This window comes from Paenibacillus sp. PsM32 (assembly GCF_030433815.1).
GTDB classification, from domain to species: domain Bacteria; phylum Bacillota; class Bacilli; order Paenibacillales; family Paenibacillaceae; genus Saccharibacillus; species Saccharibacillus kyungheensis.
Window position 1 is genome coordinate 106,037 of the sequence record NZ_JARUWY010000002.1, and the last position, 15,167, is coordinate 121,203.

Here is a 15,167-nt window from a genome sequence, read left to right on the forward strand (position 1 = left end):
TCCCACGTATTAATCATCCCTTATTCTCAATTCAAAAAGCATCTTCTCCTCTGCATATTAATAACAGAGAAAGAAGATGCTTTTTTTCAATCTATATTACTGAGCTGATCCTAACTGAATCCATGCTTGTTGAATTTCTTCGACAGCTTGATCTTTAGTTTTGCTTTTACCGATATAGGCTTGCATGATCTCGCCGAATTTCTGGTGGAATGTATCTAATGAGTAGTTAACAGATAGATCGCCAGATTTTTCGGTTTTTAAGATTTCTTCCATTTCTTTAGGCATTTGCAAGTCTGGAAGTGGAGCGTCTTTGATCGGTGGAATCACTTTCGCTACTTGAGAGAACCAGTTTTTACCGTAATCTGATGTGTACAACCAGTTGAAGAACTCAATTGTTTCTTTCGCTACAGGAGAGTCAGCGTTAATTCGCAACGCTTGATCTGCGCCTGTAATAATCATCGATTGATCGGCTTTATCACTCACAGGGTAACCCATAATTCCCATTTTGAAATCAGGATTGATCTTGATAATCGCTTCTTCATCCCAAGCCCCTTTACCTGTCATCATAGCAGCTTTACCAGAAGCAAAATCACTTACTTCGGCATTGCTATCACGTTCTAAAGGCTTGTCTGTACCATATTTTACGGTTGTATCGATAAAAGCAAAGAAGTTATTGTATAGTGCAGGGTATTCTTTAATCGTTGTTTCACCTGCGATAAATTTGTTCACCAAGTCTTTGGAACTCATACCTGCATCAATTGCGGCTGCATCTACATAATGTTGGAAAATATGTTTCCATACCCACCACTCTTTGTAAGCGTTCGCAAAAGGTTTGATTCCTTTAGCTTCTAGCTTTTTGATGGCTTCATCCATTTCAGCAATCGTTTTAGGCGGTTCGGTAATGCCTGCTTTGGCAAATAACTCTTTATTATAAATCAGTGCAAATAGATTCCCTTTAACTGGTAAGCCTAATACTTTACCATCTGTAGAAGTCATATTCGTGCGCACAGCATCTGTCATAGCTGCTGCTAGCGGTTCATTGGTCAAGTCTGCGCTGTAATCAGCATACGTATCAATATCTCCTCCTGCTGTAGTCTGGAACACATCCGGTGTACTTCCAGCAGCGATCCGAGATTTGAGAATTGTATTGTAATCAGCCTGCATAATTTCAAGATTAATCGTGACATTCGGTTTTACTTTTTTGTATTCTTCGATATAAGCATTGAATGCATCTGTGTATTCTGGAGAAGCGGTAAACATATTGATTGTTACAGCACCATCTGTACTTCCACCTGAAGAAGCGCCCTTGTCTGTTGTATCTGTACTGTTACCACAAGCTGCTAACATGGATAAGCTCAGCACAAGCGTAATGGGTAAGACCATCATCTTTTTGAACATGTATATGCCCCCATATTTCAAATTAGTCAGCCCCAAGCATCGATCAACCAATGCCTCTGCTATACTGTATAGTCTTATTCTATTGAAACTCGGTTCAGATAAAAATGTAGATAAGTAATCTATTAAGGGTAAAAAAGTGAATTTATGAATACGCTTACTTATTTGATATTGCTGATCGTTGCGCTCTATATTCAGAAGGCGATAATTGATAATAATTACGAAAAGCTTTGCTAAAATAATTTTTATCTTTATACCCTAGCATCTCTGAAATTTCCTGTATTTTGAGTCCTTCTTCATTCAGTAATATTTTGGCTTTGTCCATTCGTAGTTGCTGTACATATTCATGAATCCCCATCTGATACTCTTGCTTAAATAACTTCATCAGGTATTCACGACTGAGATAATATTTATCGGTGAACATCGAAATTTTGATTTCTTCAAAGTAATGCTGATCGATATAGGCTCGAATATCACTGATATGAAAAGATTGGCGGCTCCCTCCTGATTTCCGTACCATTTCTGCATAATACGTAATAATATCGTGTACATGTTGCTCCCACTGCGCAATATTCATCATATCCAGAGTATGAATCTGTATCCGCTCTTTTCTAGCATTCGTAATAGCTGGTTCATCTGCTAATAATCGCTGATCTAATTCTCTGGTGATCTCATATAGTTGACCTTCAAAATCATGCAGACTGTATTCAGCCATATGCATACTCAAATAAGGAGATTGCTTAATCATCGCGATCAACTCATCTGCTATGCGGTGGATTTGTGGGAAATGTCCATTTTCAAGTAAAGTACGTATCTGAGGCATGCGTGAGCAGAGACTATGAGATTCTGCGATAGCATTACGCTGTTCGTAAGGGATAATCATTGAGCGATTCAGCTCCAAGATATTCATTTGCTCAATCATATGTTTACCTTGCTCATACGCTGTCGCTAATTGTTGAATATCATTCGAAGGTGTGCCTGATCCTGCTATAATATAGAGATCTAATAAATGCTCTAAAGTCTGAATCAAGCTTCGTACCCGTTGTTGTACAGCAAAACCAAGTTCTTGTGGATAACGATGCCTTGCATGATAGACCAGAATCATTTCACGTTCTAAGCGCTGATTAGCAAAACAAAAATATTGAATATCATCTTCTGTACATTCATTCAGCACATTAGCGATAGCAAAGTATAACAGACTAGTATCTCCATAAAAGCGCTGACGGCGCACTTGCTCTATATTAAGAATACGTAAAACAACAGCTCCATGATAACAAGTATCATCTTCTGCTCCAATCATAGCGAGCATATCTTCATTGCCTTGCTTTTTGAACCGTTTGTCGATTAATGATTGATAGATATTTTCTTTTAATTTGGGCAAAGACACATGCAGTGCACGATGTTGTTGAATCTTCTGCTGATGCTGTTGCTGACGTTCTTGTAATAGATGAACCGCTTTGCGTAATGTATCGTTTAATTCGTGTCGATTGACAGGTTTGAGCAAATAATCTAATACGTTCGAGCGAATCGCTTGATGTGTATATTCGAAATCGTTATATCCACTGATCACAATGGTCAGCATATCAGGATATTCCTGCTTCACTTTTTTCAAAAATTCAACACCGTTCATTCCTGGCATCTTCATATCGACCATAATAAGATCAATATGATGTTCGCGCAAAATAGACAATCCCTCTTGTCCATTGATTGCTTCATAGATCTCACTAATCTTCAGATTGTCCCATTCTCCCAAGATACGAATCGCTTCACGCAACGGTTCTTCATCATCCAGAATTAAAATGTGATACATTTTACTTTCCCCCTTGTGGTATATGCATACTTAATTCGGTACCTGTCTTATCACTAGCAATCAGTAAACCCGCTTGTTCACCATATAAAATTTGTAATCGAGTATGCAGATTTTGAAGACCGATATGACTGCCTTCACGCTCAATAAATGTTTGCTTAAATGATGCCAATACCTGCTCCAACCGATCTGGCGGAATACCGGGTCCATTATCGCGTACAGTAATCAGCACATCTTGATCTGTTAAATGGGCTGTGATTGTAATCATAACCGGCTCGGATACTTGTTCGACTGCATGCTTAATTGAATTTTCAACCAATGATTGAATGGATAATTTGGGAATAGGTAATTGAAGTAACGAATCATCCCAATCAACTGTCATCTGTAAACGACTGCCGAAGCGTGCTTTTTGCAAAGATAGATAACGTTCTATATGTTTGAGTTCTTCACTTGCCATGACAATGTCTTTGCCACCGATACAATAACGAAGCGTCTGCGCTAGATTATCAACCATATCCGCTATATCTAGTCTGCCACTACGCAGTGCTTTGGTTGAAATTGCTTGTAACGCATTATACAGAAAATGAGGATTAAGCTCTGCTTCAAGCGCTTTCAAAATCGCATTTTGCTCGACTAATTTCATTCGATAACGCTCATTGATTAATTCATTAGTATTGCGCACCATATCGTTAAAATGTTTGGTGAGATGAGCAATCTCGTCTTGCCCTTTTACAGTCGCTTCAATCTCAAATTCTCCACTGCTAAATCGGTTCATTTGCTTGGACAAATGTCCCAAAGGTCGAGTGATTTCATTCGCTAATACAGTCACCAGTGCAAATGAAATTAGCAAAAATCCTGCACCGATCAAGTAACTGAGATTACGAGTAGTATTAGCCACTTCATAAATCTGGCTATATAAAATAGGCTTCATTAATGTCCATTGATTAGAAGTCGATGTATTGTACATGACCATATACCGCTGCTGATCTATCGTCCATGTTAAAGGATCACTGGTCTGGTATTGCAATTGCTTGATCAGTCCACTTGCTAACATAGATTGATAAAAAAGAGGATCGTCTACGTAAAAAGGAATATGATTGGCATCAGTAAAAATGAGATGTTCACCTGCATCTATCGAAGTATCTTGCAAAATCGTATCTCGCGCAGAAGGATTGACATAGAACGTTAAAATCGCTTGTGGTTGACGAGAAGCGATAGAGCGTAATACACGATGATATGCCATAAAACTATCGGGCTGAGCCAAATGATTATTGTCTGCTGGAGTCAAAGCTAGGGATTGAAAATATTGATTATCGGTTCGATGAAGCACTGTGTTATACCACGGTTGATTGGCAATATCTTCATCATATCCAGAACGAGAAGCAATATTGTATGATTCACGACTGACCGAATAATACTTCTGTTCTTGCACAATATATAGAGAAATACCATCCAGATCACTGCGACCAAAATACAGTCGACGTAAATAATTTTCCAGATACATACGTGAAGCATACTCTTGCTTCTCATTCATAATCGCATGAATCAGATCATCATATTGTAGTTGTGGCAAAGAATATTGAGCGATTCCATCCATATAATCTTGTAAATTGCGATTGACCAGCAGTAGATTATTCGCTGTACTCTCAATACTATGCTTAACTGATTCTTTGCGAATCATCTGATAAGAGATCACAGTCAAAGAAGTAACCACCAAAATAATAATAGATGTGAATAAGATCACTAGCTTATACAACAAGCGACTGGATAAGACATACCAGATCGCTGTTATTTTTAACTTTGTAACCTTTACATATCTACCCAAATAGGGATGTTTCGTGACCGGCAGACGATTCCCTTTTCTCCCCATTTGCTGTTCATCTCCTGTAATGATATTTCTTTTGCTGTTCACCTTTTTACCCTTAACTGTTTTCTTAAATCCATTTTGAAGAGCGTAACGCCATTCTATAATACAAGTATCAGAAAAAGCTATACATTTTATGTAACCGCTTTATTCTAGAATATGATATCGGATATTATTTTCGGGAAAGAGGTATAACTAATGAAAATGGGGCGAAAATGGTCTGATCGATTGCAATTTGGCATATTTACTTTACCGGTGCTGATCTGTATTGCGGTTGCTTTTTATATTCCATTTGTGATGACTGTACGTTATTCATTGACCAAATGGAATGGAATCGCCAAGCATCCCAAATTTGTAGGGCTGGATAATTTCCATCAAATTTTTACAGGGGATGCGAATTTCAGTAGCGCGGCATGGTTCACGATCAAATATATGGTGCTGTATATTGTACTGGTCAATGTGCTGGCGATTGTACTGGCATTGATTTTGGATATGAAGTTACGGTCTACTACATGGTTACGGGCGGCATTTTTTGTCCCTTATATTCTGAGCCTTGTTATTGTGGGCTTTATCTGGAAATTTATTTTTATGCAAGGATTTGAATCGCTGGGAGCCACTACAGGCTGGGGGATATTTGCGATGAGCTGGTTAGGTGAACCCGGGCTTGCTTTTATCTCGATTCTAGGTGTGTCGATCTGGCAATCGGTTGGATTTTATATGGTGATCTATATCGCAGGATTGCAGGCTGTACCCGAAGATCTCAAAGAAGCCGCTACTGTAGATGGCGCAGGCGCATTTCGCAAATTTTTCAGTATTACTTTACCTCTACTCGCTCCATCGATTACGATCTCGGTCTTTATGGCGCTCACGAACTCGATCAAAGTGTTCGATGTGATTCTATCACTTACCGGTGGTGGACCGGGTGGAACAACCTATAGTGTCGCTTATGATATTTATCGTGATACGTTCCAGAACAACTTATACGGCTATGGAACTGCCAAAGCACTTGTGTTATTTATAGCGGTACTTGTAATTACATTTATTCAACTCGGTATCTTCAAACGCAGGGAGGTTGAAGCCTGATGACATCCGCCAAAACAGGTCGCTTGATTCTAGAAATAGTGATGATTATTCTGTCACTTTTGTTTTTATATCCGCTTATTCTGGCGATTATTAACTCTTTTAAAAGCTTTTCCGAAGTGATGAGTGATGTGATTGCGATGCCCCAACAGTTTAATTTCGATAACTATGCGTATGTATGGAAATATATCAATTATCCGCGTTTATTTATCAATAATACGATTATTACTTTGATTGGCCTGATTGGGATTATTTTATTTTCATCCGTTGCGGCTTACAAATTATCTCGTACCCAGTCCAAGTGGAGCAATATGATCTATTTGCTCTGTATTATACCGATGTTAATCCCATTTCAATCGATTATGTTAACGGTATTGCAATTAGCTAAAAATCTTCATTTGTCAGATAGCACATGGGGATTAGGCATTTTGTATTGGGGATTCGGTGCACCACTAGCGGTATTTATTTATCATGGATTTGTGAAAGGAATTCCGCGGGAAATAGATGAGAGTGCTACCATTGATGGTGCTTCTGGCTTCAAACTATTTTTCTTAGTTATCTTCCCTCTGCTTCAATCGGTAACTACTACGATCATTATTATTGATGTGATGTGGATCTGGAATGACTTTCTATTGCCATTATTGATGGTAAATGGTTCACCTGCCACCAAAACATTAACGCTTGCCGCTTATACATTTGTCGGGCAGTATACTTCAGATTGGCAATATGCGATGACGGCTATGGTCATGGCGGTTATGCCTTCGATTATCGTATTTGTTCTGTTGCAAAAGTATATTGTTAGAGGTGTTGTAGCTGGTGCTGTGAAAGGCTAATATCTTTTCTATACCAAATAAAGAAAGAGTATTCCGTAAGTTATTATACGGAATACTCTTTTTTACCAGGGATAAGAAACATTTAAATACTCAAACAATCTTTCATTGTACGGTTTAAAATGTTGCTGAAGAGTATGACGAATAGCTTCATTCTCTTTATCGTTATAACCACCTTCATGTAAATGCTCATACTGTTCAAGTTGAACATCCGGGAGTTCTAAAAACCGGGTAACTTTTTGATACGTTTGTTCAGGATTAGTAAATAATTCTTCACTATTTATAAAGCACATCTGATCCATAGAAAACCATTTTAACCAACGACGAATTTGTTCTATATATTGTCCTCGGCGTACATACGAATAGCTTGCTAGATCACCATTATGATAATTAGAGTCTGCCATCATTTGTAAATAAATTAATTCAGTTCGTTCCAATTCTGATGCTACCGCTTCTTCAAAAGATAAATTTTCTATTCCACGTCTTACCATCATTTGATAATGAGAATACGCACGATCTATAGGATTACGTAATAAAATAATAAGTTTGACGTCTGGTAGCATGTGATATACACGCTTAGGGGCTTGAGGATGAAATAAATAATAAGGTGTAGCTTCACCAGTTATACTTTCTGTAAATTTCAGATAAGGAAAGTGTGATTGGTACCATTCTACTCCATTTCGCCATTGTTCATCAAAATAGTGAACTTCTTTTACAATAGCGGGTTCAATCTGAGGATGCTGAATCAAATAATGATATAAAGAGGTAGTACCTGCTTTTTGTGCTCCTATAATTAGAAAAGAAGGTAGTGTATATTGGTTATCATTAGTTAAAATATGACCTTCTCTAAACAAAGGAACTTTACCAGTAAAACCCACTTATTTTTCCTCCCCAATATATATAATTTGTACCGTCTAAAAATACCTTTAACTGTAATAGTATTATAATACAAAAAAGCTACACTCAACAGGGTTCTGTCAAGTATAGCTTTTGTTGCTGTGATTAGCTCAATCACTTCAATTATTCGCTTTTCACTTTACCATTGATAAAGTCCAATGCATTTTGTCCAATTTTCTCAGCAGGTGTGATGCCACGGAATCGAGTCCAGATATCACGATCTACCATAAAGACTTGGTTGTTTTTAGCAGCTTTCAAGTTTTTCCAGACTGGTGTTTCTTTCCACTTATTCGTGATCGCTTCGGAATCATCCGTTGCTATAAAGATTACATCTGGATCAAGCGTAGTAAGCGTCTCTAAGCTTAGCTCTACATAAGGTTCGTCAGTATTAGAGATAGCATTTTGGAAGCCCATTTCTGTCATGACCTGACCTGCATAAGAATCAGATGTATGTACATCAAATCCGTCTTTACGTGCAACTCCGATTAATACTTTTTTACTTCCCATCGCTTCTACTTGTTTTTTGAGATCAGCCATTATTTGATCATGCTGTTTGACACGTGCTTCTGCTTCTTTTTCCTTACCAACAGCTTTGGCAATGACTTTGAAATCATCAATACTTTCAGCATAAGAACCTTTACGGCTATTCAATACAATCGTAGGTGCGATCTGATCCAATTGATCTTTAATTTTGGTATGGCGGTCGCTATCTGCAATAATTAGATCAGGCGAAGCTTCAGTAATCTTTTCCAAATCAGGGGTCTCGCGTTTACCTAAAGGCATATATTCAAATGCTTTACCTGCTAATTTGGTCATCGCTTCTGGCTTATCATCATCAGCAATCCCTACAGGTGTTATCCCAAGTGCTAATAAATCGTCTGCAAATGACCATTCCAGTGCAACGACTTTTTGTGCAGGTGCTGGCAAAGTCGTTGTACCGACTGTATCTTGAATTGTAATCGCGTTGGCGGTATTCGTACTGGTCGTAGCCGCTTGATTAGATGTGCTTGTATTGCCACACCCTGCTAGAATCGCTGTTAATGCACCCACCGTCAAAATCGTTTGGGTTAGCTTTTTAAGTATCATGTTCCTGTCTCCTTCATATCCGTATCATTATCTTTTTTATTTTTATGATAATGATAATTATTCTCAACGTTTGCTATTATAATACGTTGTTCCTTTAAAGTAAACCTGTAATGTAAATTGATGAAACAACGCAGAAAATTCCCCTCTTCTATTGTAACAATACAAAAGGGGAACAAATCTTATATTATAGCGTATTACAGGTCTTTTTGTAGATCGATCTGTTCTACTTCATGTTGCATATGATGGAATCCTTTAAGAGTTTGGGAGATAAAAGAAAGCACAGTATCACTCCAACCGTAAATATAAAACGTTTGACGATCTTTAGGTGGAACCATAGCAGTCTGATATGGAGCAATATCTACAATAAATGCTTTTGTGTGAGGATTTATTTTTTGGCGATACTTTTGCAGTTCACTATAAAAAGCACTACCCGTATTTTGCTGTTCATCTGTAATCATAATAATCTGATCTACTTTTTCTTTGATATCTATTAACTGCTTAACAGGAGCTCCTGTATTGGTTCCTCCATATGCTTTTACCTGTCTGGCTTGACCCATAATGCTATCACGACGTGAAGGCTTGGCATCATGTACAGTTGTATTAAATAACCAGAATAAAGAATTCCCTTTAGTTTTTTTGTACAATGCATAAGCAAATACAGCACCCGTCTGTAAATACTCACCATTCATCGAACCTGAAATATCTAAAAAGATAGCTGTTCTTCCCGGTAGATCAGGTAAGTTATCAAACGATATATCTATCGCTTCGCTTAACGTATCTCGTAATTCAGGATGCTTTACTTCATTGTAGGCTTTGGCAAATTGAAAAGGTAAAATCTTGGCTTTACGTAATGCTTCTACATCTGTTAAGCGTTGCTGCATATATTGCAAATGCTCAGGATGATCCAATACATCATGACGATGTAGCGTATTTAGATGACGTAACAATGCAAATACAGGCATCTGGTACAATAAATGTGCCCAGACTTTAGGTGTGGGTGTAATGACACTTGTCACAATTTCATAGGGTAGCTTGCTTTTTTGAATCTGCTTGATACGATCTTTATCAGTGGTTACCTTTTTGAGTTTTTCCATTGCTTCGATCTGCGGAATTAATGCAAGATTTGTCTCATGTCCTCGCAGATAGCGGAATAATGCTTGTTGCTTAATATCTATAGGGATAGGATGAGAAGTCACTATAGCATCACTCAGATTGAATCCACGTCCACGACCGTTATATTTTAACGCCCAGTATTCAGAAGTGCGATTTAGAAATAAAGCAACTTGACGCTTTACTGCACGGCCACCCTGTCCACGACCGATACTTTCCAAAATAGTCAAAAATTCAGTTAGATCTGAAGGAATACGTACAACTTGTGCAAAAATACGGGCGAACAGTTGAGGACTAACTTTAGACAAGATTGCTAAGCCATAAAGTGGTTGTAGTCTCATATATCCTTGATTACGTGCAAATACCAATGCTTTTGCCATAAATTCAGGATCAAGTTCACTCATTTCTTGATGTAGTACTGTAGCTTCGATTAATAGCTCACGATTGTTAGCATATACCGTATTTCCTAAAGTATTCGTTAACAATGTTTGTAAATAACGTTCTTGCAGATTGCGCTCATATGCCGGATAGACTGCTCGGTTTAACATTTGTGGTATTGCTTGTTGAAAAATATCTTTTGCCTGGCTCATTCTGTTCGCCTCCTTATAAAGTATGATATGTAACCGAGGAAGTAAGCTGAAAAGGTGTAAAATACGTCTCTACCATTGAGATATTCCGCCATATAGCGGAATCCGGATTCGAACCGGCAACCATACGCCATGAATGCAAAGTAACCCTTTCAAGCGCCTCGGCTATTTATGTGCTTATCTATGTTCCTATACATCTACTATTAAAAAGTATATCCGAAGAAAAAGGTGAAAAGGTACGTGTACCGCTCTACCTCTGAGCTATTCCGCTATATACAGCGGAAGCTGGACTCGAACCAGCGACCTGTCGATTAGAAGTCGAAGTAACCCTTTCGAACGCCTCGGATATACGATGAACTAACGTAAGCGTTATGCTTGTGTTGCTCTCTCTTTGCTGAATTCATCTTCTCATGTTATCGATCTAGCGAACAGGGCAAAAGTATGGCGACTTGTATAGAATAATAAAAAGCTTGATTTCATAGAGAACCTGTACAACACTAACATATAGAAATAAATGCTTGGAGGAACACAAATGGCTAAAGAAAGTTTTGATAAAGAAATTCAATATCTACGTATGTTAGCTTTGACAGGCAATGCGTATAATCGACAACAATTTGCTGGTAGATTGGGCATTTCTATACATACTTTTGATAAAACGATTCGTAAATTACGCGAAGTTAATGGAGAGCAAGATCTAAACGATTTATTTCGTTATAGCTATGTTGATTCCGCTGAACCCACCCTACTGTTTCTATATCGAGCCAAATCGATCAAAGAATCAGAAAGTCAGCGCTTGCCTATGATTTTGACTGCTTTAAAACAGCAAACAATGACTGCTAATCAGCTATTAGTCTATTGTGATGAGCAACTGATCGATAGTGATACTGTTCCACCGGATGAGAAGACGATTCGTTCGGATCTGCGATATTTAGAAGAGATCGGTGTGATTTGTCGTGAACCCGGCACTCGTCCATATCACTATCGCCTCAATAATGATCTAACCGATTGTCTCTCTCAAGCTGAATTGATCGAATTGTATGAATTTGTAGATATTATGGCAAATACACAGATTCCTTCAGTGCAAGGATATTTACTGCGTGATAATCTCAAAAAAGCACTTCAAGCTACGATACCTGCTGAACAATGGGATCAGCGATTAATTGAACCGTTTCATTATAAATATCATTATGACGCTCGTATTCTGGATGAAGCGCACCTATATACATTGCTTCAGATGATTCGTGCACGGCGACAAATATCGTTTCAATACTTTTCTACTAAAGTCAAAAATAATTACAGTGCGCGCCAGACCAATCCTTTATTTGCAGATGAAAATACGGTTGTGCACCGGCATATCATGTTGCCCCTACAAGTCGTCTATGATCATCAATACGGTCGTTGGTATCTGCTTGGTGTTAATCCCAAAGGACAAATCGTTAAATTTCGTATGAGCGGTATGATTGATATTGTAGAAGAAGAGCAACAATCTGAAGAACATGTTGCAAAGTATCTGGCAAAGTTACAACGTAAAACGCAATATAGCTGGTTAGTCGATACTGGAGATACGATTACAGTGCAAGCACGCTTTTACAAAGCAGATCCATTACCAACAGACTTTATTCGTGAGCGTGTCGTATTACAAGGACAATGGGGACAAATTACAGATGAGAACGATGAATGGTTTGTATATGAGATCCAAGTGAATGGATATATCGAGATTAGACCATGGCTACGTAGCTTTGGTTCGAGCTGTGAAGTACTGGCTCCCGCAGAATTACGTCAGTCGTTGATCGATGAATGGAAGGAGATTCAAGCTTATTATGAATCTGTTCGAGAAGATTTTTAGTTATCAATTAACATCAGTCTTAGAAGAACATGGAACGTATACGTTAACCACTCAAGAACGGATATGGCTCAAAACGATGTTAGATCATCCTATTGCTGGTGAAGCATTATCTGCTGACCTGATTGCCAAAATTATAGATTGTATACCAGAAGAGCAACAACTGCTTTTTCAGCCTGCATTAGTCGAAAAAGCAGGTAGTCATCACCATCATATGTATCATACGTTAATTCAGCCTTTACGAAAAAGTATCCGTCAAAAAGAATGTGTATCTATCCAGTATGAGAACAAACATGGACAAGTCACAGGGCTGCAACCTGCGGTTCCCTGGCGTTTAGAATTTTCTATGGTCAAGCGTGAATGGTATCTAATCTGGTACAATTTGCGTTCTCAAGTAGCGATGACTACAAGATTGATACGGATTACCCAAATTGAAGATCTCCCTGCTATCGAGAGCACCCAATACAATCAGATTCAGCAATATATGGAGCAGAAAGCAACAGCGAATCAACATCAAGCTTTAATCCAAATTCTCCCTCAATACAATATAGAACTCAGTCGTATTTTGCATGCTTTCTCATGCTTTGAGAAGCAAGTGAAATTCAGTGAAGATACACAGACCTACCGTATCCATCTTGTATTTGATGGTAGTGAAACACATTATGTACTTAGCAAGTTACGTTCACTCGGTAAGCGTGTCATTGTACTTGAAAATAATTATCTGCAATGGCGATTATTCGATGCATCTACCAAAGCTTTATCTAGGTATGGTATAGATCAGATCTAACTATAGTAGCAATGCACTCATCTTGTATTTGCACAAAAATATACAAAAAGGAAGCCTGATCATACATATCGGCTTCCTTTTGTTTTATAGAAGATTGTGACGATGCGTTAGTTGGTATCTTTATAAATCGAGGTGCTATCCCAATCCCGATGTACATACGAGATAGGATTATCGATCGTTCCGTACCATTTATTGTTTTTAAAGTCGCTAGACTCTGGATATTGTGTCCATGGATACGCTTGGTCTTGATAAAATAAAGACACTTGTACATTATCATATCGCTGATTCATCGTGCGACCTTCAATATTTGTACCATCAAAAGCTTTTTTAGCAATTGAAGTAACTTTCTTCACTGAAGTGGATTGAGCATCACTATCGGTAAATTTAGTTGGGGCAATCGTTACTTGCGTTCCGCCCACTACCATATATGCATTGTAATACGTATCCGATGTTGCTGTTTTGGCTAGATAAAATTGTACACTATTGATACGATTACCATCATACTTCTGGTAAGCAGAATCGGCATAATAAAAACCATTGGAACGAATATACGGCAACCATCTAAAAGTACCTGTCTGATACGCATAACCTGCTTCAATAGAAGCATTATCAGAATCAAATCCATAGTATACCCACGGCTGTTCGCCTGCACCTAGACCACTTACTTTAGGAAGAGTGATATCTGATGTAATACTATCAAAGCCAGAGTATGCTAATTGCTTACGTTCAAAAGCTCCGGTTGTGCCTCCATTTACATCTTTAACGGCAGGCCCATTTCCGCTGATGGGTGGACTCGGTTGATCGCCAACACGTGAAGCTTCCAGATCATCATCTTTTTTAGCTGCTCCTAAATAACCACGTTTGGAACTATACACCTGACCATCTTCACTCATATACAAGTAATCGGCATTTTCAAGCTTTTGCACTTCTTTAGATGCACTTGTATCATTACTGGAATGAGTCGTAGTCTGATCCATCACCACTTGCTTTTGTTTTTCAAAAAAAGCATTATCCACTTTCAATGGATCAGCAGAAGCTGTATGTACAGCTGTGAGCGATGCTCCTAGCATGAGCATAATGCTCACCGTTCGTAATGTTTTTACTTTTTTCATGCGTACATTCCTCTCTGTTGTGTAAATATAGCTGACTGCCTTCATGTCTCACTATCATGAGTAACCAAAAAAAGACACATAGCGTTCATTGTTACGTGACTATTCTATAAGAAAACGAGTCAGATAGCAAAAATCGCCTTTTTCATGTTACATAATCTATACTTTGAAACTTGAAATCATATTGAACATGTAGAAAATATCGGGAACTTATTCATAGAGATGCTATTGTATTATGGTTCTTTCAATCAGATGTCTTATTATACTTCTATCATCATAATTCCTTCTGCATACGATTCTAATGAATCTACGTTTAACCATGAACGTTCTTCTTCTCTTAATGTATGAAATCGTAAAACACAGTCCTCCGCATCATAGGACAATATAATGATAAATCTTTTTCTATTTTTAAATTGATTAGACAACGTTATTTTCCAGATTTCGATAATTTCAATAGCAGTTTGTAATAAATGATATGATCTAGAAGTTGAATTTATGCAATCATTTAAGTGTATGTGATTATAATAGGCTTCAAAGGCTGTTCGATCCAATAAATATGAATTAGGTACAAAAGAAACAGGTAATTCTTCTACACTGGATTGTTTTAGAAGAACACATTGATCCCATTCAAAAAAATAAGGCGTTACCAGATTTTGAATTTCTGCTTGATCAATAGATATATTCATTTGGTTGGTATGTTCATCTAATAAATGACTCAAATATTGTTCCATTCTAGAATTGACAATCATAATCTTTCCTCATTTCAAAAAAT

Annotated in this window: 12 protein-coding genes and 1 tRNA gene; 4 read left to right on the forward strand and 9 right to left on the reverse strand. The window is 37.9% G+C overall.

Annotated elements, in window-relative coordinates:
- Positions 1–96: 96 nt before the first annotated feature.
- From QCD85_RS06335 to QCD85_RS06345, 3 genes are all read right to left on the reverse strand, one after another.
- Positions 97–1,398: an extracellular solute-binding protein gene (locus QCD85_RS06335; protein WP_301262020.1), complete on the reverse strand. Its 1,302-nt coding sequence runs from the start codon at positions 1,396–1,398 to the stop codon at positions 97–99.
- Between the two features lie 154 nt (positions 1,399–1,552).
- The gene (locus QCD85_RS06340; protein ID WP_301262021.1) at positions 1,553–3,205 is read right to left on the reverse strand and encodes a response regulator; all 1,653 of its coding nucleotides are present in this window, start codon (positions 3,203–3,205) and stop codon (positions 1,553–1,555) included.
- A gap of 1 nt (position 3,206) precedes the next feature.
- Positions 3,207–5,114 (reverse strand): sensor histidine kinase, encoded by a 1,908-nt coding sequence (locus QCD85_RS06345; protein ID WP_441005604.1) that lies wholly within the window; start codon positions 5,112–5,114, stop codon positions 3,207–3,209.
- 150 nt (positions 5,115–5,264) lie between these two features.
- On the opposite strand from QCD85_RS06345, the gene QCD85_RS06350 reads away from it, so the two are divergent.
- Together QCD85_RS06350 and QCD85_RS06355 are read left to right on the forward strand one after the other, a co-directional pair.
- Positions 5,265–6,149: a carbohydrate ABC transporter permease gene (locus QCD85_RS06350; RefSeq protein WP_273612600.1), complete on the forward strand. Its 885-nt coding sequence runs from the start codon at positions 5,265–5,267 to the stop codon at positions 6,147–6,149.
- Positions 6,149–6,979 (forward strand): carbohydrate ABC transporter permease, encoded by an 831-nt coding sequence (locus QCD85_RS06355; protein ID WP_273612601.1) that lies wholly within the window; start codon positions 6,149–6,151, stop codon positions 6,977–6,979. The genes QCD85_RS06350 and QCD85_RS06355 overlap by 1 nt, the downstream gene beginning before the upstream one ends.
- Before the next feature lie 62 nt (positions 6,980–7,041).
- Here QCD85_RS06355 and QCD85_RS06360 read toward each other — a convergent pair whose 3' ends face one another.
- The 4 genes from QCD85_RS06360 to QCD85_RS06375 form a co-directional block, all read right to left on the reverse strand.
- Entirely contained in the window at positions 7,042–7,854 is an 813-nt protein-coding gene (locus QCD85_RS06360; protein WP_301262022.1) for a sulfotransferase family protein, read from the reverse strand.
- 142 nt (positions 7,855–7,996) lie between these two features.
- The gene (locus QCD85_RS06365; RefSeq protein ID WP_301262023.1) at positions 7,997–8,959 is read right to left on the reverse strand and encodes an ABC transporter substrate-binding protein; all 963 of its coding nucleotides are present in this window, start codon (positions 8,957–8,959) and stop codon (positions 7,997–7,999) included.
- A 194-nt stretch (positions 8,960–9,153) separates the two neighbouring features.
- Complete coding sequence (locus QCD85_RS06370) at positions 9,154–10,659, reverse strand: TROVE domain-containing protein (RefSeq protein ID WP_301262024.1); 1,506 nt, start codon at positions 10,657–10,659, stop codon at positions 9,154–9,156.
- A gap of 273 nt (positions 10,660–10,932) precedes the next feature.
- A tRNA-OTHER gene (locus QCD85_RS06375) sits at positions 10,933–10,997 on the reverse strand.
- 191 nt (positions 10,998–11,188) lie between these two features.
- Here QCD85_RS06375 and QCD85_RS06380 point away from each other — a divergent pair.
- Together QCD85_RS06380 and QCD85_RS06385 are read left to right on the forward strand one after the other, a co-directional pair.
- Positions 11,189–12,502: a helix-turn-helix transcriptional regulator gene (locus QCD85_RS06380; RefSeq protein WP_301262025.1), complete on the forward strand. Its 1,314-nt coding sequence runs from the start codon at positions 11,189–11,191 to the stop codon at positions 12,500–12,502.
- On the forward strand, positions 12,477–13,286 hold the full coding sequence (locus QCD85_RS06385; RefSeq protein WP_301262026.1) for a WYL domain-containing protein: 810 nt from the start codon (positions 12,477–12,479) through the stop codon (positions 13,284–13,286). Before QCD85_RS06380 ends, QCD85_RS06385 begins: the two co-directional genes overlap by 26 nt.
- Before the next feature lie 107 nt (positions 13,287–13,393).
- On the opposite strand, the gene QCD85_RS06390 is transcribed toward QCD85_RS06385, so the two are convergent.
- Positions 13,394–14,398 carry a hypothetical protein gene (locus QCD85_RS06390; RefSeq protein ID WP_273612607.1) on the reverse strand — a complete coding sequence of 335 codons (1,005 nt, stop codon included), beginning with the start codon at positions 14,396–14,398 and terminating at the stop codon, positions 13,394–13,396.
- A gap of 257 nt (positions 14,399–14,655) precedes the next feature.
- Positions 14,656–15,144 carry a hypothetical protein gene (locus QCD85_RS06395; RefSeq protein WP_301262027.1) on the reverse strand — a complete coding sequence of 163 codons (489 nt, stop codon included), beginning with the start codon at positions 15,142–15,144 and terminating at the stop codon, positions 14,656–14,658.
- Positions 15,145–15,167 lie beyond the last annotated feature (23 nt).